Raw genomic sequence first — 21,405 nt, forward strand, 5'->3', positions numbered from 1 at the left:
TCTATGGCTGATGGGGAAGTAGAGAATAAGTTACGAGATGTTATAGAGAGAAAAATCTTAGATGCCCGTCGGGTATTTTTTTCTGAGCCTGTAACGGATAAGAGCGCAGCAGATGCTATTAAGAAGTTATGGTATTTAGAACTTACCAATCCTGGTCAACCTATAGTATTCGTAATTAATAGCCCTGGAGGTTCGGTAGACGCAGGATTTGCAGTGTGGGATCAGATAAAAATGATGACATCCCCAGTGACTACTGTAGTTACAGGATTAGCTGCTTCTATGGGATCGGTATTAAGTTTATGTGCAGCTCCAGGACGTCGTTTCGCCACTCCTCATTCGCGTATCATGATTCACCAGCCATCTATAGGCGGGCCAATCACTGGACAAGCTACCGATTTAGATATTCATGCTCGTGAAATCTTAAAAACAAAGAAACGTATAGTTGATGTGTATTTAGAGGCGACCGGGCAGTCTCGAGAAGTGATTGAAAAGGCCATCGATCGAGACACTTGGATGACAGCAGACGAAGCCAAAGATTTTGGTTTATTAGATGGCATCCTCTTCTCATTCAATGATTTATAAGCCTAGCTTATATTCTGGGGCAGGGAATCGCTTTATCCTAAGTGAAACTTGTCCCGATATGACAATACTTCCTAGTCTATGTAAGGAATATCAAGTAGATGGGTTTTTACTTGTTCTCCCTTCTTCTGTTGCTGATGCTAAACTGATTATTTTTAATGATAACGGTTCTCGCCCTCCGATGTGTGGGAACGGTTTGCGTTGTGTTATCGCTCATGTCTCTCAGGTAGGGAAAAAAGACCACATCTTTGTAGAGACAGATTCGGGTATATATTCTGGGAGGTTTGAGTCTTGGGAGCGGGTTATTGTAGATATGACTCTTCCGGATTGGCACTACACTCGTCACCTCCTTTCACACACACTTCCGGGAGTTCCTAAAGAAGTGTTTAGTATCAATACAGGGGTGCCGCATCTTGTTGTTTTTGTCGAAGATGTCTCATGTGTTCCTGTAGATTTGTGGGGGAGTTTTCTACGGTATCATGAAGACTTTGTGCCCCAAGGGACTAATGTCAACTTTATCCAGGAGATATCAACTGGAGAATTTCGCATACGCACGTATGAACGTGGCTTGGAAAGAGAGTCTTTAGCTTGTGGTACGGGAGCTACGGCAGCGGCGTTAGTTGTAGCTCGACGTTACGGTTTATCCAATACCCAAATACGTATACGGACCTGGAGTGACGTGTTGATGAAAATTTCTTTAGATAGTGATCGAGTGTATCTTGAGGGCCATGTGGATAAGGAAATGCCCGACTAGAGCATATCGAATTTTTTATTGAATTTGAATAAAAATAGATTCAAAAATCCTTAAAGGAAGGAAAGGGATTGGAGGTTTTTTAAGGATAGACCTCTTGCCCTCTAACTCCAATTCTTTTATAATCTTGATTTATGACTACGTATCCTGTACCACAAAATCCTCTTTTATTACGCGCTTTGCGTCTTATGGATGCATTCTCTAAGTCGGATGACGAGAGAGATTTTTATTTAGACCGAGTTGAAGGGTTCATTCTCTACATTGATTTGGATAAGGACCAAGAAGATCTAGATAAGATCTATGAAGAATTAGAGGTGAATGCAGAACGCTATTGTCTCATTCCGAAGTTGACGTTCTATGAAGTAAAGAAAATCATGGAAACGTTCATCAATGAAAAAATTTATGATATTGATACAAAGGAAAAATTTCTTGAAATTTTGCAATCCAAAAATGCCCGTGAGCAGTTTTTGGAGTGTATCTATGATCATGAATCTGAGTTAGAGAAGTGGCAGCAATTTTATGTAGAGCGTTCTCGTATACGTATTATTGAGTGGTTACGTAATAATAAATTTCATTTTGTTTTCGAAGAGGATTTAGACTTTTCAAAGCATATTTTAGAGCAATTTAAAATACATCTTTTTGATACTAAAGTATCCAAAGAACTTGCACAAGCGCGTCAGTTGCTGGTGAACAAGGCTAAAGTCTATTACTCTAATGAAGCATTGAATCCTCGTCCTAAGCGGGGGCGTCCTCCGAAACAGTCAGCGAAAGTGGAATCCGAGACTACAATATCGAGTGATATTTATACTAAGGTACCGGCGGTAGCGCGACGTTTCCTTTTCCTTCCGGAGATTACTTCGGCATCTTCGATTACATTTTCTGAGAAATTTGACACTGAAGAAGAATTCTTAGCTCATTTGCGTGGTTCAGGTCGTGTTGAAGATCAGTTAAATCTTGCAAATCTTTCTGAGAGATTTGCTTCGTTGAAAGAACTTTCGGCGAAGTTGGGTTATGACTCCCTATCTACAGGGGACTTCTTCGGAGATGACGACGACGATAGTGATGATGAGAAGCCGGCACCGAAGAGTAGTAAAACTTCGGCTAAACGTGGTCGTAAGAAATCCTAACGGTCTAGATCTTTTTCAGTATCCAAATAGTCGCGGCTCCGAAAGCGAGCTTTCGTTTTTTCCTTACTTGGAATTTAGCGCTACTGAAGAGTTGTTCCAGGTAGTGATCGCTAGGTAGTTGTCTAATGCTTTCTGCTAGGTAGGCATAAGCTTGTCGATTTTTAGAGTAAAGTTTTCCTATCCAGGGAATGATAAATTTCAAGTATAGTCGGTGTAGTTGGTATAGGGGATGATTATGGGGAGGAGAGGTCAGCTCCAAAATGCCTAAAGTCCCTTGGTGTTTTAATATACGATGGATGTTTTCTAGGGTATCTTTAGGGGTAGGGAGATTTCTTAATCCATAGGCCATAGATACGAGTGTTTGCGATTCTTCACGTATAGGAAGTTGAGCAATATCCCCTTCGATAAAAGTAAAAGGAGCTGTAGGGTAGCGTTGTTTGGCTATATGAAGCATGTTTGCTGAAAAATCAACGAGAGTGGCTGTCGCTCCCGGGTAATCACGGATATACCTATAGGCAACTTTTCCTGTGCCAGAACAAAGATCGATCAGATGATCAGACTTTCCCAACATTTTTGAAAACGTACGGTTCCATACATGATGCATGCCGAAAGATAAGATAGAATTTATCTTATCGTATTTCAGGGCTAGAGAATCAAACATCTCCTGCAGGTTAGGCTTATGGGTAGAGGGTAGCATGATATTCTCGGAATTTTTCTATGCCTTCGTAATCTTCTTCTCTTAGGCGATAACGGCATAAAGAATAGTAGTCCTTAAGTAAAACTTCAGAAAGCTGGGTACGTTCTACAGCTTTTGCTATGGCTGCTTCGGGATGGGCTTCAAAATGGCTTAGAGAGTTTTCTAGAGCTTCTTGGATGGTATGGCTGCCTTCAGGATGATTAGAAAGAACAACAGCAAAGACAAAAGGCAGTTGGGTAAGTTCATACCATCCTTGAGCAAGATCGTACGTTGCAAACCCGCGAATATGAGGATGATGTAAGGCTGTATCACCGATTAAGAGTAGCCCGTCATAATTTTCTGCTTTTTCTATAACATCATCAGAAGAGAGTTGGATAATTTCCGGCATAGGAGTATTCCATAAATGTCGGCAGAGGATATGGAGTAGCATGATCGAAGAGCGACTTTCTTTTGTCGCGGCGATGCGGAGTTTTTCAGCGGTGAAAAATGTCGGGGCTGCGTAAAGATTTACACTGAGGATTTTCTTATATGCGGCTATACCAAATCCAGGAACTGTACCGAAGGGATGGGTGAATAACCCTACGGCAGAGGTAAGAGCAAATTGTAAGTCTCCATGGAGAAGACATCCGAGTAAATCTGAGGGTGGTGCAGTGTGAAGAAGAATATCGTCTCTTTTTGCAAGCTCTAAAGAAAAAGGGAAAGCATTGATGTAGCTTACACAACCTAAAGTTAAACGTCTTTCGAATTTGTCAGACATGGTATGCGTCCTAGTTTCGTTATGAGGCTTGCCATGCCCTCAATATCCATTTTTATACTTTGGTTAGAAGAGGCCATTTGAAATACCTTTTCTCCAAGGTGTGTGGAGGATAAATCGTTAGCTCCACAAGATAGCAAGTGTAAAGCTTGCTCGATTCCTAAGTAATTCCACAAGGCTTTTATGTTTCTGAAGTTATCCAGGAAGAGTCTGGCAACCGCAATGATCGATGCGGGTGGGATATGATGAGAAGTTCCTAATTTGCGTAGTCTTTTCCCTAGAGCATTATTTTCTGTTGCGAACTTCAATAATATAAAGTTTTTAAAGCCTAAAGTATCATCTTGAAGGTTCCGTAATTTATCCATATGTGTGACGATATCTTCGGGACGTTCCCTATGGTAGCATAACATTGTACTGTTAGTGGGGATATCCAGACCATGTGCGGTTCTATGAATTTCTAAGAACTCTTGAGAAGATAAACGCCCTGGAGCGAGTTTTTGACGTATTTCATCCACCAGAATATCGAATCCTCCTCCGGGAATGGAATCTAATCCTGCATTTTTTAGGGTTTGTAATACCTCAACAACAGGAATATTGTGAAGGTTAGCCAAGTAGGCATATTCTATTCCTGTGAGTGCTTTGACATGGAGGTGAGGGAAGTGAGCTTTAATTTTGCTAAATAGTTCTGTGTAGTAGTCTAAATCGCAGTCTGGAAAGCATCCTCCAACAATATGTGTTTCTGTAATCGGGACGTCTAATTCCTGGATTTTTTCTATGAGTTGGTCTGGTGTATGAAACCATCCCTTAGGATCTCCAGGCTTCGCGTAAAAAGCACAAAATGTGCAGTTAAATTCACAGAAGTTGGTAGGATATAAATAAAATGTGGAGGAGTAGTAGACAACATCTCCGACATACTTTTGGCGTACTAGATCAGCAAAAGCCCATAAAGCACGCTGGTCAACTTCATCTTCTAAGAGGAGTAGACGCAGGGCATCTTCTTTAGAAAGACGAACTCTTTCCATGTACTTATCGAATACATGTTTCATCCAAGAATTTTTAGGCAGAATGCGAGGGGGTGTTATCGTCATGGGGTGATGCCTTGGTTGTAGAGTCCGGTGGGGTTTGTTTATCGCATGCTTTTTTACGGCAACAGTCTGATTTTCCACAACCTTTAGATAAAGGTCTTCCTAAGAGATAAGAACCTATGAGTAAAATGACTATGCCTACTCCCAATAATGCCGTAGCACAACAAATAACAAGAAAAAAAGTCATCATAAGAAGATCAGCCTAAGAGAAAAAGGGTAATATTAATGAAGATCTACCCAAATAGGCGAACTCCATGCCATAGCTTGGTCTACTTGAGTTACTCTTAGGTAATAGAAGGCAAAAGGAATCTTTCCTTTAGGATCTTTAAGAATGACTTCAGATAGAGGGTCCATATCATCGTATTCATAATCTAGGTTACTACTCTCAGGGAAGAAGGTTTTGATGACTTCCCCATTACGGATAATCTCAACAGTTTTGAGTTGAGCTGTTCCTGCAACGTATCCTGAGATATGACGATTTACGGCAAGGCCAGGTTTCGTAGTTGTTGATAACTCAGAACCCATAGGAGCTGAGGTAATGTTAAAGCTAACGATAATTCTTGGTCCTGTAGTTGCATAGCAATGACGTTGATATAACGCTTCTATGAGAGATTCCCGACTATATTTATTACATATAATCGCGGTCAGACCTGGAGTATATTGCTGTTGGTTAGCATCGAAGAACTTGCTATAGATACCGCGATCGTCCAAACCTCCAGCAACAAAACCAAAGCGGAGGTTACGTTTTAACGCTTCGACTAATGTGCCGGATTCTACTTCAGAATCACTTCCTTTGATAGGGAAAAGATTCCCTTCTTTTTCTGTTCTTTCTGAACAACCCCAAGAGTTATAAATTTCAACAACACGTTCAAATTCCGGATAGAAGTTGTTGAAATTGAAACCGTAATGTTTTGAAGCAGTGAAACAAGGTATCGAAATAATCTCGTGACTAGAAGCACTTTTATAGAGTTTCGATAAAGAAGAAATCTTGCAGTCTTTGTGTTTAGAACATGCTTTATTTTCTTTGATGTAGAGAATTTGTCGAATGCCTTCTTCTCCAGGTTCTCCACAGTACTGCACCCCTGATAAGGAAACGAAACGATCTTCTTCGTTAAAATCTCCAATTGTTTGGGTAATCATTTTCCAAAGATCAGGAGTTAGTCCTTCCTGATTTTCGAAAGATGACGATGCATAAAAGTTTAATGCGCAATCGTCTCTGAAGTGTCGCAAACAAGCTTCAATATTTTCTTCAGAATCCACGCGTTCTGATTCTCCGTGCAGTAGACCCCACATGAGGTTGGGCGCAGTGTCAGAAAAACATTTTATAGGGGCGGAGACGAAGAGCTCATTAGTTAAAAGATTTTTTAGTTGGATTCTATAGATCCCAGGTTCATTGAAATAGAGATTGGGAAGAATAACGAACCCGGTTTCAGGAATGAACAATTGCCAATTCAGGTTTTCTCTTAGGTGTTCGTAAGAGAGTTCGATACGTGTATTTTCTGGGGAGAAGTTTGTGAGATTGTTAAACTCATCTTCAAAGCGTACGGTAATATCAAAACGTTTGTTTTTTACAACGTAGGAGGGGGTAAAAATTTGAATATGTTTAAGAACGTTACCACGAATATCCATGGAAAAGACATCGGGTTCATCATAGTTCCCCTTGCCTTCAGGATCTACATAGAGATAGAAGGGCTTACGGCGTTGCGTAAATAGTTGTGCTCCATTTCCGGCTTCATCTGTTTGTGGGTAATCGGGGGAGGGCCCGAGCACAATCGTGAGGGTTTCTCCAGCTTCTAATTCGTAGGGGAGGGTAAATTCATACTGTGGCACAGGACTATGGGGAATAGGAATGGCTACAGCAGAAAAAACATCTCCTTTAGGTGTTTCCAAGTAGATTGTATTCCGTGGTTGTTGGAGATCTGTGGAAGGAATTTCCCAGTCTATAGGTCTACCTTGACAGCCTAAGTCAAATTTCAGTTTTGTTCCTTCGGGGAGGTAGTCGACTAAAGAGTAAAGAAACTTCCATGTGGATATTTGCCCAGCTCTAGCTACGGAAGGATTAACATAACAAACAGATCTGCGCATAGTACATACAACATAGCGGGTTGGAATCAACTAAAGGCATTAGCATACACGAGGAAAATGTTTTTCTCAATCTTCGTCTTTGCTTAATGCTTGTAATGCTTCCTGCACTGTATTGAACATTTTGAAATATGAGAGGAATCCTGTAACATATAGAGTTTGTTCTATAGTTTTAGGAACGCAAGTAAGGACGATTTTCCCTGCGTGTTTGCCGACTTGATGGTAACTTTGTAAAAGGACACGAATGCCCGCACTGGACATATAATCCAAGTTCGTGCAATCAAGAACGATATTTTTGATTCCCGAAGATAGGGATTGTGAGATGTTTTCTTGTACTTCCGGAGAAGAGATCCCGTCAAGTTTTCCTTGAAGATGTAAGACAGCAGTGATTCCGTGCTCTTCTTTTTGGATGTTATTCATTATCAATAATGCTCCCAAACCTATGATGATTTCTCAAGACCTAACTCTGGTAAATCTATAGGTTTTTTGCAAAGAGATTTTTCTATTCTTTTGTTTCTCTGTATGTTGTAGGGGTTTACGAAGGAGATAACTTCTTTTTTCTTGGGGTGATTTTGAGTTTACCTACGCTGCGTTCTGAGCAGGTGATAATCTCGATATCAAAGTTTTCGTGATGGATTTTCATCCCTTTTTGTGGAACAGCACCGACTTTATGAAAAACGTGTCCTCCTAGTGTGTCGTAGCTATTTTCATGGTGGATCTTGAGATTAAAGTATTCTTCGGCATCGGAGATGTTCATACGTCCATCTACGATCCAAGAGTTCCCTACTTTTTTATAGGGAATATCTTCTTGCACATCATATTCATCGGCAATTTCTCCGAAAATTTCTTCAATGATATCTTCCATGCTGACGATGCCCTCAGTGATACCGTATTCGTTGACGATGATGGCGAGGTGGCGATGTTTCTGACGAAATTCTTGGAGTAATGAGGACACCTTTTTAATTTCCGGGGCATAGAGGGGAGGTTTAGCAACTGAAGAAACAGGGAGTGAAGAGTTTACGGATTTAGGGTAGATGGCGAGTAGATCTTTGACTAGGAGGACTCCGGTGATATTATCAATGTTTTTCTTGTATAGAGGAATGCGGCTATACCCTTCTTCTATGATTGCGGGAAAAGCGTTACGGATGGGGGTGTCTTCTTGAATGGCGAAGATATCTACCTTAGGGATCATGATTTCTCGAACAATCAACTTATCAAATGACGATACGGCCTCAGAGAGTTGATTTTCCATTTCTGAGTTGCCTGTTTTAGACTGCTCATCCCTGCGGTGCATATAGCGTTGGAGGGGTAGAAAAAACGCCTGAAGTAACGAGGAGATAAAACAGAGAGCTGAATGTGTTCCTTTGTGAAGTTTGATACAATAGGGAAGACAGCCGTAAGCCAAGGGGGCAGCGAGTATATATGTTGCCCAAAAAACCAAAGATAGACTTTTGGTTTTCCATGTGTATTGGGAGTAGAGGGCAACGCCTAGAATTCCATAAAAACTGAGTAGTACGGCAGCGAGAAGAGCGGGGGTATGCGACTGTTTAGGTTCTCGCTGAGGTGTGTCAGTATTTTCTTGTGAGGTGTTTGTCTTCTGAGACAGTGCCGTGGAGAACAAAAGAAAGAGGAGAGTAATGGCGAGTAGGGAATAAAGCATTTTAATCTGATAAAAGCGCGTGTTTTTCTCTCAACATACATAGCGCTTGATTTTCTTTACCTCTCATTTTTTTTCTTTCCTCGGGAGTTTGATCATCATATCCGAGCATGTGTAAGAGAGAATGGACAACGTAGCGAGAAATTTCTTCGTATAGTAGGTCGGTATCTTCAGCACGGTCTTGTAAAAAACGTATGGCTGCTTTAGGACTGATGAAAGCTTCGCCAAGAATGTGTGGGTGCGCAGTACTTTCTGGAGAATCTATAGGTAGTGTAATCGTATCTGTTAATGAAGGATCTGCAAACACCTCATCGTGAAGCTGGGCCAGAGCTTCGTCATCTAAAAAGTACACATACACTTGATCTGTGGAAACTTTCCAGCACTGCAAGCAGCAAAGAACCAACTTTTTTACTGATTGTATCCGAATAGGAACATCACATTGCTTGTTAGAAACACAAACTTGTAAAGGAACCTTTTTCAAGATGAGAGCGCAAACTTTTTATTTTATTACAGGAGTTTTAGGAAGCCCGGTAGCTTTTTTTGCTGTAGTATCATTCCAACGGCTTAACTTACGCAAAAGATCTATCCGTTCAAAACGCTTGAGAACGTTTCTTTTCGTTTCTCCTTTAATGGATTTACCGTAACTACGATGTCGTGACATAACTAATACTCTAGTAATTAACTAATTTGCGGAATAAAAACACTTTCGCTGTTTAAAGCGTTTTTGTGTGCTTTATAGGCGATTTTTGGAGCAGGTTTTGGATGAGTAATCGCATAAATAGGTTTGCGTTTTTTGGGACTCATTGCTCTTCGACGAGCTTGTTTACTCATGCGTGTCATAAGATCACTCGATATTTAACTTTTTAATTCTCCGCAGTGTTTGAGAAGAAGGTCGGAGAGTTATAATTAAGAGAAAGAATAATCAAAGAAGCGTTTTTTTTCAATAGAATGACCCATTTATTCCTGGGGATTCTGTTTTCAGGCTTCGGTAATCGGGGAGCAGGAGGTTGTCGATCCTGAAGTTAGCACGCCACAGGAGATAATATATTTGAAAGCGTCTTCGATTTTCATATCCAAAAAAGTGATATCAGATTTTTTAAACAGGGTGAGAAAACCGGAAGTGGGGTTAGGTGTTGTGGGGATGAACACGGTGATCATAGGGTTGTGGGGATCATCGGAGCAAATATGGGGAGCGTCTCCTGCGACTAGGCCGATGCAGCGTGTTTCTGCGTTAGGGAAGGGGACCATAACCACTTGTTTAAAGGATCCAGATTGGGATCCAAAGATCGTTGTCATGACTTGTTGAGCAGCTTTATACACAGTTTTTATGATAGGGATTTTGTGAAGGACTTTGTCATAGATTGAGAGTAGGGATTTAAAGATCATCAAGCGGGCAAGAAAGCCTAAAAGGACGGTAGCGAAGAATAATCCAAATAGCAAGATGATTTGTAAAACGAATTTAAGCAGAGCTTTATGTTTGGAATAAAAGCTAATACGTTCGAAAAATCCTGAGACAAGACCAACGAAGGGTTGTGTGAGGAAATTCATGATCATCCCGACAACAGCCAGAGTGATTGCTAAGGGGAGGAGAATAACCAAGCCTGTAATAAAGTGTTTTTTCATAAATCGCTATTGTTGTGTTAGGGAATTGCTAGTTAGTTGAATCTAACATACACGTAGAGTTTACGGTAGGACTCCTGAGTATCTTAGTAGATTTTTTTGTAATTTCAGTAACTAGAGTGCTTATACTCCTTATTTTTAATTTTTTTAACTATTTGCCGTGCTTTTTTCTAAAAAACATTTTTAATTTTTTATGTGGAGTAAGAACCTCCAAGGAAGATCGCGGTATTCTTGAGCATAGTCTATGCCTATACGTGGTTTTTGGGTAATTGTTCCTGAAAATTTCTTTTTGCTAATGTGGATTTGGGGAGAGGAAAGGGAATGCGTGTTGTATTCTAGGGTGAGGTTGAGAGCTTGGCAGACTTTTCCCGGTCCGTTAGTGAGGAGGTGTTTGGGTTTATTTTGCCATTGGCGTCTTAGGACCATGATATCTTCGCCTTCGTAGGGAAGGATAGCGCGAATCAGTACGGCATGGGGAAGATCTTGATGTCCGGTTACGACATTAAACAGGGAATGCATGCCATAGCAGCGGTAGATATACGCGATACCCCCACGGCTATACATAGGGAGGTTTCTTTGTGTTTTTCTATAGTTGTAGGCATGACAGGCTTTATCCTCGGGCCCGCGATAAGCTTCGGTTTCTATGATAATTCCTGATGTTCTTTGTCCTTCTAGGTGAGTGACGAGAACATGACCTAGGAGTTCTTTGGCTAAATACAGAACATCATCGTTTAAGAAGAAGCTCTCTGGAAGCATTATTCTGTATTCCTTTTTCTGCGAGTTCTTGGTTTCTTATTTTGAGTTTTTTTCGTACTCGTGGGTTGTTTTTTTACTGTGTTTGGTGTTTTCGTTACCAATGACCAAGTAATCACTTGATTGAGGAGATTGACTTCGGAGAGTTTGACTTGTATGGGGGCTCCTGGGCGCATTTTAGGAGGTAGATCATTGGGGGATGTTTTCTTTTTCAACGAGAATTCTTTAGGTAACTGTGCGGAGGGAATAAAGCCTTCTTGGCAGAATTCCGGAACGGTAAATGAGAGACCTTCGGGAGTGATTGTGATGATGTAACCTTGATAAATTGTGTCTGGTTGTTCTTTTAAGAACTTATGTAAAAAACGGTTTTTTTTAAGGTTTTCAAAAGCAAATTCAGCTTTTGCGGCTATACGCTCTTGAGTAGAGCACGCTCTTACAATATGTTCTAGGCGTGTTTCTTCTATAGACATAGGGTGGAAAAGGAGTCGGTGAACAATAAGATCGATATAGCGACGGATTGGGCTAGTGAAGTGGGTGTAGAAATCCAATTTGAGACCATAGTGACCTTTATTTTCGGTTGAGTACGAGGCGGTTTTCATACTACGAACAAATTGTGAATGTAGAATGGGTTCTAGAGGATGTCCTGCGGAGCTCTCTTGTAATAGATATTGGAAATCCGGTTCTTGAGCTGGGGTCATGATAATATCAAAACCCATAGCTTTGGCGATCTCTTGGAAGGAGAGCAAACTCTCATCATTCGGAGATTCGTGGATTCTAAATGGAAGAGAAACGCCTTGGTGGGAAATATGGTAAGCAACGACTTCATTAGCTTTGAGCATAAACTCTTCGATGAGTTTATGTGATAGTGTTTGTCGTGTTTCTATAAGGGTAACAGGTTCTTGTAGGTTATCTAGAGACATGGTGAATAAAGGAAGAACAAGACGTATGCACCCACGTTGTTCTCGGATATCGGAGAATTTTTCGCTGAGTTCTGCCATAGCGAGAAGAGTTTTTGCTATGGGGTGGGGTTGTTTATTTTCTACAATCTCGTCCACTTCATCATAGGTCATGCGGTATTTACTACGGATGACACTACGGAATATTTCATAATCGGATAAGTGACCGGATTTTGTAAAGGTCATGAACACAGAAACGGCGAGTCGATCGACGTTAGGTTTTAAGCTGCAGAGATTATCCGAAAGAGCGGGGGGAAGCATAGGAATCACTTTCCCGGGAAAGTAGATAGAGTTGCACCGTTTACTTGCTTCTTGGTCTAGAGCAGAGTGGGGTGTGACGTAGTGGGAGACATCGGCAATATGGACACCCAGGATGTAATTGTCGTTATTGTCATAGGTTAAGGATACGGCATCATCGAAGTCTTTTGCAGTTATGGAGTCGATAGTAAAGCATAAGAGATCGCGAAGATCTTTTCGTGATCGTAGTGCTTGGCTAATGTGTTTTTGTGAGAAATGGTGAGTTTCTTCGATAACGGCTTCTGGGAATTCTTCGTTAATTCCGTATTCAGCTTTTATACAGGGAAAATCGGACTTAGCGTTGGAGATATTCCCGATAAATTCGAGCATTTCTAATGGAGGAGGTTCTTTGGATTCAGGTTTTGCGTTCCATACAGGAGTGCTGAGGAGTAAACGATCGCCGATTTTATACGTTCGTTTAGGAATAAGTTTGGCTTTTACGGGGATTTCTGGGCCTAAAGCATTAACACAGACGAATGCCGTTGAGGTGTCAGTGAGCGAGGTTATTGTTCCTACAAGAACAGTTTTTCCTCGAGAGATGACTTGGTGAATACCACCTTTTCTTTTTTCTCCTTCTTTAGAATTGGGGAAAAGAGAGACGACAACGTGATCTCCATCTAAGGCTCCTTTAAGGTCTCTTGCGGGAATAAAAATATCAAAAGGATATTCTTCTGGGTGGTCGGGTGTTACAAACCCGAAACCTTTTTTCGCATGAACAAATAGGACGCCGGAAATGAATATTTGTTTCGAGTTTCTTCTAAAGCTTTGCGGTCGTTTTTTTCTGATTCTCTTCACCAACTCTGATCCACCTCTGGTATTATGATTTTCATGGGTTCACTTAGCCTTTGTTGGATGTTTTTAATTTAAAGATATTTTTATGGATAGGATTAAAAAGGAAATTCCCTATCCCTCTTAGAGAAATAGGGAACCAAAGATAAGATTTTCAGGATATTAATCGTTAGGTTTATCTACGATTTCCACATCGGCCTCTTCAATGTTTTCGTTGTTAGCGCTTGAAGAAGAGTTTCCTGTTGGTGGTTTCGTACTGAAACTATGTTTTTTCAGATCTTCTGTATTGATGTTTGGCCCATCTTGAGCGTTTGCTGCAGCTGATGCGGATTGCGACTGCATAGCTTCTCCGATCTTTTGCATATGACGACTCAGTTCGTCAGAAGCTTCTTTGATTTTCTCTGTAGGCGCATCTTCTTTAAGAGCTGAGCGTACTTTTTCTATGCGCTCTTCGATTTCTTTTGTTAGAGATTCGGGTATATTCTCTTTGTAATCGCTGATCGCTTTTTCCGCTCTGAAGATCATACTGTCAGCTTCGTTTCTTACGTCAGAAGCTTCGCGGCGTTTTTTATCTTCTTCTTTATTTTTCTCCGCATCGTTGATCATTCTTTGGATTTCATCTTCTTTTAATCCAGAGCTTGCTTCGATACGAATTTTTTGCTCACGGCCACTAGCAGCATCTTTTGCAGATACGTGAAGAATACCATTCGCATCGATATCAAAGGTCACTTCGATTTGAGGATGTCCTCGAGGTGCGGGTGGGATATCTGTAAGATCAAATCTTCCAATTTCTTTGTTGTCTTTTGCCATAGGACGTTCCCCTTGTAAGACAACAATAGTTACTGCGGGTTGGTTATCGGCAGCTGTGGAGAAAATTTGTTTTTTCTGTGTAGGGATCGTGGTATTTCTCTCTACAAGGGGAGTCATAACACCTCCGAGAGTTTCGATACCTAAGGAAAGAGGAATTACGTCGAGTAGTAAAACGTCTTTCACTTCGCCGCCGAGCACACCCCCTTGAATTGCTGCTCCAATAGCAACAACCTCATCAGGGTTGACTCCTTTATTTGGTTCTTTACCGAAAATAGATTTTACCACTTCTTGTACTGCAGGCATTCTGGACATACCTCCAACGAGCAATACGTCATCGATATCGCTTGCGGCAAGTTTAGCGTCTGCCAAAGCTTTTTGGCATGGAGCTTTTGTACGTTCAATGAGGTTAGATGCGAGCTTTTCAAAGTGGGCACGTGTGAGTGTTAAGGTTAAGTGTTTAGGTCCGTTAGCATCCATAGTGATGAACGGTTGGTTAATTTCTGTGGAAGACATGCCAGAAAGTTCGATTTTTGCTTTTTCAGCAGCATCTTTGAGTCTTTGAAGAGCCATGTTGTCTTTGCTGAGATCGATGCCTTCTTGTTTTTGGAATTCTTCGATCATCCATTTAATGATGACTTCATCAAAGTCGTCTCCGCCTAGGTGGGTATCCCCATTTGTAGAGAGCACTTCGAACACGCCATCGCCAATTTCTAAAATAGAGATATCAAAAGTTCCTCCTCCAAGATCGAAAACGGCGATTTTTTTATCCCCGGCTTTATCAATCCCGTAGGCAAGAGCTGCAGCTGTAGGTTCAGGAATGATACGTTTGACATCTAGGCCGGCGATACGCCCAGCATCTTTTGTAGAAGCTCTTTGTGAGTCATTGAAGTAGGCGGGAACAGTAATCACTGCTTCTGTGACAGGCTCTCCTAGATAAGCTTCTGCGGTCTCTTTCATTTTTATAAGAACTTGAGCACCGATTTCTTCGGGTGTGAACTGTTTCCCATCAATAGGGAAGACAACATCACCATTAGATCCTGAAGCCACTTGGTAGGGAACTGTTTTAATTTCTGATTCCACTTCAGAATATTTTCTTCCGATGAAACGTTTTGTAGAAGCGAGGGTTTTGGCAGGATTGGTGACTGCTTGTCTTTTTGCAGGAATTCCGACTAAGGTTTCGTTTCCTTTGAATGCCACGATCGATGGTGTTGTACGTGTTCCTTCTGAAGAGACGATGACTTTCGCTTGCCCACCTTCCATTACGGATACGCAGGAGTTTGTGGTTCCTAAGTCTATCCCTATAATTTTACTAGATTTTTTTTGTTCGCTCATAATTCTTACCTAATTTCTAGGGGGTTTATTCGTTGTTGTTTTCTATTTCTGCTTCTGTCCCTTGGGGTGCGGGTGCTTTGGATACTTTGACTTTCGCAACGCGTATAGGACGATCTCCGATTTTGTAGCCTTTAGAAAATTCCTCTACGATGGTACCCTCAGGGACTTTTGTCGTCTCTTCTGTTTCTACTGCTTCATGTAAAAATGGATTAAATTTTTGTCCTACAGAAGAGTATTCTACGATGCCTTTCTCTTCAAATACCTGTTTAAATTGTTGTAGGATCATATTAAATCCTAGGGCCCAATTTTTAACCTCATCTGACATCTGTGAGGCAAAACCTAAAGCTTTTTCCATACTTTCGATAGGAACCAAAAAATCTATGAGAGCATTTTCTACAGCATATTGCATCATCTCCTGACGTTCTTTCTGCATGCGTTTTCGGGCATTTTCTGATTCCGCAAGAACCATTAAGTATTTATCATTTTTTTCTTTTAGTTCAGCTTTTAGTGTAGCGATTTCTTGTTGGAGATCCTGAATCTCGTTATCGGGGGTAGGAACTGTTGGATTTTCTGCCTCGTGTGCGTTAGAGGAATCTGTCATGACGTCTCCTTAGGGGGTAAGAGTTTTATAGAAGAGTACCTTGCTAACAACGTAGGTTCTTTGGAGAGTTTAGGATCGGAAGGGCAAGGTCTCCTGAAGGATAATTTAAATTTATAAAAACTTTGCGTCAGGCTTTCTTTAACTTTATCTGCAAATATGGTGAGGGTTTTATAAATCTCCCTATAGGGAAGATTTATGGGTCCCAACACGCCAAAAGCCCCTAATGGAGTGCGATTCATGTAGTAAGGAGTCGTGATAACAGCACAATGGGGATTAGGAGTACCAAAAATGTCGGAAAGCTCGCTTCCAATAAATGCCGTAGGGCGGTCTCTGTGCATACCAATATCTAAAAGTTTGCACATATGGCAACGACTCTCGAAAAATGATAACCCTAGAGCTAGCATATCGGGGTCTTTGAAGGCGTCGTATTTCAGAAGTTTAGATAATCCTGTTTGGTATAAATCTTCTTCGCTGAAATTGCAGTAACGTGTGAGGTAGCGGACTACGACTTCGTTATAGAGGGTCATCCCAAGATCTTCTTCTTTTTGTGAGAGGGTCTCTGAGGGAGGTTGTTTACGCAGGTAATTTTGAAGAAACGTTTCAATACGCTTTAAAGACGCGTAGTTGGATGTTTCCGCTAACCAGAGGGTATCTGTAAATATCTGCCCAAATTCGGTAGATAGAATAACCACAACGCGTTGTTCGTCTACCAAAGAGAGTTGGATATTGGTTACAGAGTCGTTTTCGAATCTCGGAGAAGAGAAACATGTAGGTAGCTGTAAAGCTTCTCCTAAGAGTTCGGATGCCTTTTGTAAATCTTTGACAATGTTTTGACTTTCTTTAGGGAGTTGGTTTAACAGGTGGATGGTGGTTTCGGGAAGATCATCCTGCAGAAAATCCGCGCGGTGGTCTACATAATAACGAAAGGCTAAATCTGTGGGAATTCTTCCGCCCGAGACGTGATTTTTCTTTAGGAAACCTTCAGCTTCTAATTCTGCGAAATAATTGCGGATAGTTGCAGTGCTTAAATTTGAACACTCGTATTCTTTCAGAGTTTTTGATCCGACGGGTTGACCTGTTTTTAAATACAGCTCTGTCGTTGTTAAGAGAATGTAAAGAAGCTTAGATTCTCGTTTCGAGATCCACGACTTAGACATACCTGATTTCCAATATAAGTACTATGTTCGCTGGAGACCATTATAGAGAAATGGTTTCCAGAGGTCAAGGATATTTGGCACTCAACCTCAAAGAATGCTAACTTATCTCTAGGGAATAGGGGAAAAAACCCGAGGGCTGGGAAGATGTCTCTTGCACCAATGGACAAAATCTTTCGGTTCAACAGAAAACTTTTCTATGGATCGAGATTCGATTTCTAACATCCCTGAGTTAAGGAAAGTTTTTCCGAGAATGAGTTTATATGGAATCCCAATAAGATCGCTATCTTTTAATTTAAACCCAAGTCTTTCATTGCGATCATCTAATAGGGGAGCGTAGCCGTAGCCTTGTAATTCTTTATAGATTTTTTCGGCGGCTTCTTCGCAGGCGGTATCGCCTCCATTGTAGAGAATGGAGATGTCGAAAGGAGCGATAGCTTTAGGCCAGACGATACCCCGATCATCCGCAAGTTGTTCTATGCATGCCGCTAAGGTTCTACCGATACCAATACCGTAAGTTCCCATCCAACAGGATTGTGGTTTGCCTTGCTCATCCTGGAAGACAACGTCAAAGCCCTCTGTATAGCGTGTGCCTAGGTTGAAAATATGGGCTACTTCTACTCCCTCAAAAATTTCGTAGGGGGCGTGATTGTTTGTTGGGCAGAGATCCCCGGCTTCAGCAAGGAGAAAGTCTGCATATTCGGGGCGAGGAATATCGCGATCCCAATTGACGTTTTTGTAATGTTTGTCTTTGACATTTCCTGCGCAGATGAAGTTCGTCATGCATTGCGTTGTTTCATCAGCATAGAAGTCTATAGGACAGTTTAAAGGACCGATAAATCCTTTTTCTACTCCCAGATGTTTCTGTATTTCCTCATCTGAAGCGAGAGAACAGGCATCCGCATTAAGTTTGGAACCTATTTTAGTGAGGTTGATTTGTCGATCCCCGCGGATGCCTATAGCTGTGAATTTCTCTTTTTCTCCATAGGAGAGTTTCACTACGAGAGTTTTCATGATCCGGTAGGGGGGAACGGAGAAAAAGTCTTGGAGATTTTCTATTGTGCGTACATCAGGTGTGTCTACTTCTTCTATAGGTAGGTAGTCTTTATCGTAAGTATATTGCGGAGGCTGGGCAACTGCGGCTTCGATATTCGCTCCGTAATGACCACTAACGCAAAGGGTGTCTTCTCCTAAAGAGCTGAGAACATGAAACTCTTCAGACTTTCCTTTACCGATTTTTCCTCCATCAGCTTCGACAATCACGTATTGGATTTCTAATCTATCGAAGATATTTTGGTAGGCTTGTCTGAGCTTAGCATATTGTTCATTCATTTGTTCGGGGGAATCCGAGAATGTGTAGCTATCCTCCATGAGGAATTCTTTAGCTCGCATTAAGCCGAATCTTGGTCGAATCTCGTCTCGGAATTTTGTCGCAATTTGATACAGGTGGATGGGCAATTGTTTTCTTCCCGATAACCACTGGGAAACAAACATGGAGACGATTTCTTCGTGGGTGGGGGCAAGACAAAATTCCTTATCTTCTCTATCTTTCACGGTATAGAGAAGACCCTCTGAGCGGAAGGCTTCCCAGCGTCCTGTTTTTTGCCAAAGTTCCGCAGGATGCAGGATAGGAAGAACCAGTTCTTGACCGCCAATAGCATTAAGTTCTTCACGAATTATATCCATCATTTTGAGGGCGACGCGCCAAAACAGTGGAGTGTACGTGTATATTCCTTTTGCTGTCTTGAAAATGTAACCAGCTTTTTCCAATAGCTCGTAAGACAAAACGGAGGCTTCTTTATTGGCATTTTTAGAAGTTTTGTAAAAAAGCTGGGAAGTTTTCATAAGGAGTGACAGCCGTGGATTTTTGGTTTTTAACCGGTAGACACCGAAGTAGGTAGTACGTTCTTTACCGAAATATGTTGGTCTTGACGAACCGCCAATCTTAACATAGCGCCTTTTCTTGATCAATTACTAGAGTTAACAGTAACACATTGGCTTTAGTTAAAATTATTTACACTGACCTTTTGTTTTTAAAAAATAAATACGCAATTAGATATAAATATAATTAATTAAAAATAAGATTTTTTTATTTTTGTTTGGTAATTCTATGGCATCAGTAAGTGGAAATCCCAGTCAAAATCCTAATCCCCTCCCGGAAGATCTCCATGCTCGTTTGGGTCAAACGGATACTTCGAAAGAGCAGGAGGAAGCAGAAAGTGGTGTTACTGAGACGGGGTTGAGTATCGAGGTTTTATCTATTGGTGAGTTGGCGAATATAGATGCTGCGATCTCGGATATACAGACTGTTGCTGGTGCCGTCATTGCTGGAGGTGCCCCTTCGAGTTTATCTCCCAATTCACCGGAGGCGGCGGCTTTATCTGCAGAATTAGTCACGGATTTTTATGAAGATAGCCTGGATAGAGAAGATTCTGATAAAATTGACGAAGCTGTGGCCAGCTTATTTACTGGAGTTCAAGATAGTAGGGTGTTAGTTGATGATCTCAAGAAAAGGATCGAGGATTTTCAGAAAGTACAACTGGATGCCAAGCAGGTGTTTAAAAGATCTCAACTTGGTGAAGGTCTGGATTTAGACGAGATGTATCTTGACATGCGTCGTGAACTCGCCTCATTGAATGGTCAGGTAAACGAGTTAGAGAGTTTATCTCATAGGTTATTAGCTACTTTAGGAGACGTACACCATGGGTTGCTGTCTATGTCTTTAGAGAAATTTCATGAGACTTTTGGGGATCAGAGTGATCGTGTACGTGCGTATCTAGAGAAACTAGGATTGATCCGTGGTGACGAAAGTTGGACAATTGATTCCTCGGGTGCGGTGCCGAAGTTAGCTTTAGCAATTCAAAATCAGCGTATTGCTTTAGAAAAACTGGTGATTCCTACGGAAGAAGAGTTTATTCAAGCGGCGACAGAGGCGGGAGCTTCTGGCTTTCAGGCCATAATCAATAGGCTGAAAACGTTATGGAACACCTTAGTACAGATGTTTCACACTCTTTATGACAAATTGCTCTTTTTCCTATTGTGGATTGGCAAGAAACTTCGAGGTGGCCAGAGATCTTCTTCTGTGGCTCAGAATGAGAAAAATCCTCAATTTGAAAATCCCTTCGCATCGACTTCAGGAAGTGTTGTATCTCGTGAAAATACATCTTCTTTAAGAGCTTCGGTTTCCGGAAGGGGGGATTTATCAGATGAGGAGATGATCCGGCGTCCTGAAGACAATACTATAGATACACAAAATGTTCATAATCAAGATGAAAAGAATAATAAAATGTATCTTGATGACTTTTAAAATTAAATAAATGAGGATGATAACAATCTGTTTGAAAGTTGTTTTTTTTGAAATTCTTTAGTATGTTCACCCTTGTTATTATAGATTGTTTAGGACATCTTTATTTATGAATATCCAAAGAAAACGCTCACTGTTAGTGTGTTTCGGGTTCGTGTTTCTGCTCATTACGGGGTGTTGTCCCTTTGCAGATAAACCGACTTCCTGCTGTTCTCCTAAAAAGTATCTTCCCATCGTAAGTCATCTTTTAGAACTTTGTGATTTACCTGAAGTGGAAACTCCCGAGGAATTAGTCGAGGAAACCAAGCATTTATTTTTGACTCGGGAGCAGCGTATGGCTGCCCACTTTGATTCTTTACCCGTAAAGGATGATCATGCTTTTTATAATGATCTTTCTTTATTGCGCATGACACAGGTTGTTCCTGCTTATGCAGCTACTTATGGTAGTGCTGTTGTGTTTGGTGGCACGCTCGCTACGATTCGTCAGCGTTTGGATTTTCTTGTTCGAGAATGGCATCGAGGCGTGCGTTTCCAAAAGATTATTTTCCTATCTGGGAGAAGAGAGCGTTATGCCAAAGTCGAAGATGCGGATCAATTTTACGATCATCGTCACAACCCATTTCCTGTAGAAGAAAGCTGGAATCCTGCCGAGCATAAGCTTCCTTCGTCAGAAGATGAAATTGCTCGCTTTGTTTGGACGCAGATGGTTATTCCTTCTTCTTGGAGAGATCCTTCAGGAGGTATTGAAGTAGAGTTTTTAGTGGCTGAGCCTGCAGAAGGTCAGAAGTATGGAACACGTCATGATACATTAAAAGTACTTCGTGCGTATCATGGAGACGGCTCGGAACGGATTTTATTTGTGAGTAGCCAACCTTTTATTCATTTAGATCGTTGTCGCGTTGCCAAGCATTTTGAAAAGGAAAAGTATGATGTTGCAGGTCCGGGATTTTCCCAAGCAGTGTTAAAGCATGACTGGGCTCCTAGAATTTGTCTACATTCTTTAGCTGCCTGGGCAAGTGAAACTGGCGGCCATCTTGTCATATCTCAGGAGTAACCT

General features: G+C 41.3%; 22 protein-coding genes. 5 read left to right on the forward strand and 17 right to left on the reverse strand.

Features of this window, described 5'->3' with window-relative positions:
* Window positions 1–3 precede the first annotated feature (3 nt).
* From CHAB577_RS01210 to CHAB577_RS01220, 3 genes are all read left to right on the forward strand, one after another.
* On the forward strand, window positions 4–582 hold the full coding sequence (locus CHAB577_RS01210; RefSeq protein ID WP_006343884.1) for an ATP-dependent Clp protease proteolytic subunit: 579 nt from the start codon (window positions 4–6) through the stop codon (window positions 580–582).
* Window positions 551–1,333 carry a bifunctional diaminopimelate epimerase/glutamate racemase gene (dapF, locus tag CHAB577_RS01215; protein WP_011096911.1) on the forward strand — a complete coding sequence of 261 codons (783 nt, stop codon included), beginning with the start codon at window positions 551–553 and terminating at the stop codon, window positions 1,331–1,333. The genes CHAB577_RS01210 and dapF overlap by 32 nt, the downstream gene beginning before the upstream one ends.
* A gap of 131 nt (window positions 1,334–1,464) precedes the next feature.
* Window positions 1,465–2,457 carry a UPF0158 family protein gene (locus CHAB577_RS01220; RefSeq protein ID WP_006343886.1) on the forward strand — a complete coding sequence of 331 codons (993 nt, stop codon included), beginning with the start codon at window positions 1,465–1,467 and terminating at the stop codon, window positions 2,455–2,457.
* A 4-nt stretch (window positions 2,458–2,461) separates the two neighbouring features.
* Here CHAB577_RS01220 and ubiE read toward each other — a convergent pair whose 3' ends face one another.
* From ubiE to CHAB577_RS01305, 17 genes are all read right to left on the reverse strand, one after another.
* Entirely contained in the window at window positions 2,462–3,154 is a 693-nt protein-coding gene (gene ubiE, locus CHAB577_RS01225) for a bifunctional demethylmenaquinone methyltransferase/2-methoxy-6-polyprenyl-1,4-benzoquinol methylase UbiE (RefSeq protein WP_011096912.1), read from the reverse strand.
* Window positions 3,135–3,911: a menaquinone biosynthesis protein gene (locus CHAB577_RS01230; protein ID WP_011096913.1), complete on the reverse strand. Its 777-nt coding sequence runs from the start codon at window positions 3,909–3,911 to the stop codon at window positions 3,135–3,137. The genes ubiE and CHAB577_RS01230 overlap by 20 nt, the downstream gene beginning before the upstream one ends.
* Window positions 3,884–4,996, reverse strand: coding sequence for a CofH family radical SAM protein (locus tag CHAB577_RS01235; protein WP_011096914.1), 1,113 nt, complete (start codon window positions 4,994–4,996; stop codon window positions 3,884–3,886). The genes CHAB577_RS01230 and CHAB577_RS01235 overlap by 28 nt, the downstream gene beginning before the upstream one ends.
* Window positions 4,965–5,183 (reverse strand): hypothetical protein, encoded by a 219-nt coding sequence (locus CHAB577_RS01240; protein WP_006343890.1) that lies wholly within the window; start codon window positions 5,181–5,183, stop codon window positions 4,965–4,967. Before CHAB577_RS01240 ends, CHAB577_RS01235 begins: the two co-directional genes overlap by 32 nt.
* Before the next feature lie 32 nt (window positions 5,184–5,215).
* Window positions 5,216–7,078, reverse strand: coding sequence for a DUF3604 domain-containing protein (locus CHAB577_RS01245; RefSeq protein ID WP_011096915.1), 1,863 nt, complete (start codon window positions 7,076–7,078; stop codon window positions 5,216–5,218).
* 66 nt (window positions 7,079–7,144) lie between these two features.
* Entirely contained in the window at window positions 7,145–7,495 is a 351-nt protein-coding gene (locus tag CHAB577_RS01250) for an anti-sigma factor antagonist (RefSeq protein WP_041461313.1), read from the reverse strand.
* 115 nt (window positions 7,496–7,610) lie between these two features.
* Window positions 7,611–8,735, reverse strand: coding sequence for a hemolysin family protein (locus CHAB577_RS01255; protein WP_011096917.1), 1,125 nt, complete (start codon window positions 8,733–8,735; stop codon window positions 7,611–7,613).
* 1 nt (window position 8,736) lies between these two features.
* Entirely contained in the window at window positions 8,737–9,213 is a 477-nt protein-coding gene (ybeY, locus tag CHAB577_RS01260) for an rRNA maturation RNase YbeY (protein ID WP_011096918.1), read from the reverse strand.
* Window positions 9,214–9,231: 18 nt separating this feature from the next.
* Window positions 9,232–9,393 (reverse strand): small basic protein, encoded by a 162-nt coding sequence (locus tag CHAB577_RS01265; protein WP_011096919.1) that lies wholly within the window; start codon window positions 9,391–9,393, stop codon window positions 9,232–9,234.
* 17 nt (window positions 9,394–9,410) lie between these two features.
* Window positions 9,411–9,572 (reverse strand): hypothetical protein, encoded by a 162-nt coding sequence (locus CHAB577_RS01270; RefSeq protein ID WP_011096920.1) that lies wholly within the window; start codon window positions 9,570–9,572, stop codon window positions 9,411–9,413.
* Window positions 9,573–9,710: 138 nt separating this feature from the next.
* Window positions 9,711–10,355 carry a DUF502 domain-containing protein gene (locus CHAB577_RS01275; RefSeq protein WP_011096921.1) on the reverse strand — a complete coding sequence of 215 codons (645 nt, stop codon included), beginning with the start codon at window positions 10,353–10,355 and terminating at the stop codon, window positions 9,711–9,713.
* 180 nt (window positions 10,356–10,535) lie between these two features.
* A complete protein-coding gene (locus tag CHAB577_RS01280) occupies window positions 10,536–11,108 on the reverse strand; it encodes a DNA-3-methyladenine glycosylase (RefSeq protein WP_006343897.1) in 573 nt (190 codons plus the stop codon).
* Entirely contained in the window at window positions 11,108–13,144 is a 2,037-nt protein-coding gene (locus CHAB577_RS01285) for a ribonuclease R family protein (protein ID WP_370737481.1), read from the reverse strand. The genes CHAB577_RS01280 and CHAB577_RS01285 overlap by 1 nt, the downstream gene beginning before the upstream one ends.
* Window positions 13,145–13,309: 165 nt before the next feature.
* The gene (dnaK, locus tag CHAB577_RS01290; protein WP_011096923.1) at window positions 13,310–15,289 is read right to left on the reverse strand and encodes a molecular chaperone DnaK; all 1,980 of its coding nucleotides are present in this window, start codon (window positions 15,287–15,289) and stop codon (window positions 13,310–13,312) included.
* 25 nt (window positions 15,290–15,314) lie between these two features.
* Window positions 15,315–15,890, reverse strand: coding sequence for a nucleotide exchange factor GrpE (locus CHAB577_RS01295; RefSeq protein ID WP_011096924.1), 576 nt, complete (start codon window positions 15,888–15,890; stop codon window positions 15,315–15,317).
* Complete coding sequence (gene hrcA / locus CHAB577_RS01300) at window positions 15,887–17,047, reverse strand: heat-inducible transcriptional repressor HrcA (protein WP_011096925.1); 1,161 nt, start codon at window positions 17,045–17,047, stop codon at window positions 15,887–15,889. Before hrcA ends, CHAB577_RS01295 begins: the two co-directional genes overlap by 4 nt.
* A 108-nt stretch (window positions 17,048–17,155) precedes the next feature.
* On the reverse strand, window positions 17,156–18,889 hold the full coding sequence (locus CHAB577_RS01305; protein WP_011096926.1) for a proline--tRNA ligase: 1,734 nt from the start codon (window positions 18,887–18,889) through the stop codon (window positions 17,156–17,158).
* A gap of 265 nt (window positions 18,890–19,154) precedes the next feature.
* Here CHAB577_RS01305 and CHAB577_RS01310 point away from each other — a divergent pair, with 265 nt between their 5' ends.
* On the forward strand, window positions 19,155–20,351 hold the full coding sequence (locus CHAB577_RS01310) for a CT392 family protein (protein WP_011096927.1): 1,197 nt from the start codon (window positions 19,155–19,157) through the stop codon (window positions 20,349–20,351).
* Between the two features lie 106 nt (window positions 20,352–20,457).
* The gene (locus tag CHAB577_RS01315) at window positions 20,458–21,402 is read left to right on the forward strand and encodes a hypothetical protein (RefSeq protein WP_011096928.1); all 945 of its coding nucleotides are present in this window, start codon (window positions 20,458–20,460) and stop codon (window positions 21,400–21,402) included.
* The last annotated feature ends 3 nt before the right edge of the window (window positions 21,403–21,405 follow it).

Origin of the sequence: Chlamydia abortus, from assembly GCF_002895085.1 — a bacterium.
Lineage (GTDB): Bacteria > Chlamydiota > Chlamydiia > Chlamydiales > Chlamydiaceae > Chlamydia > Chlamydia abortus.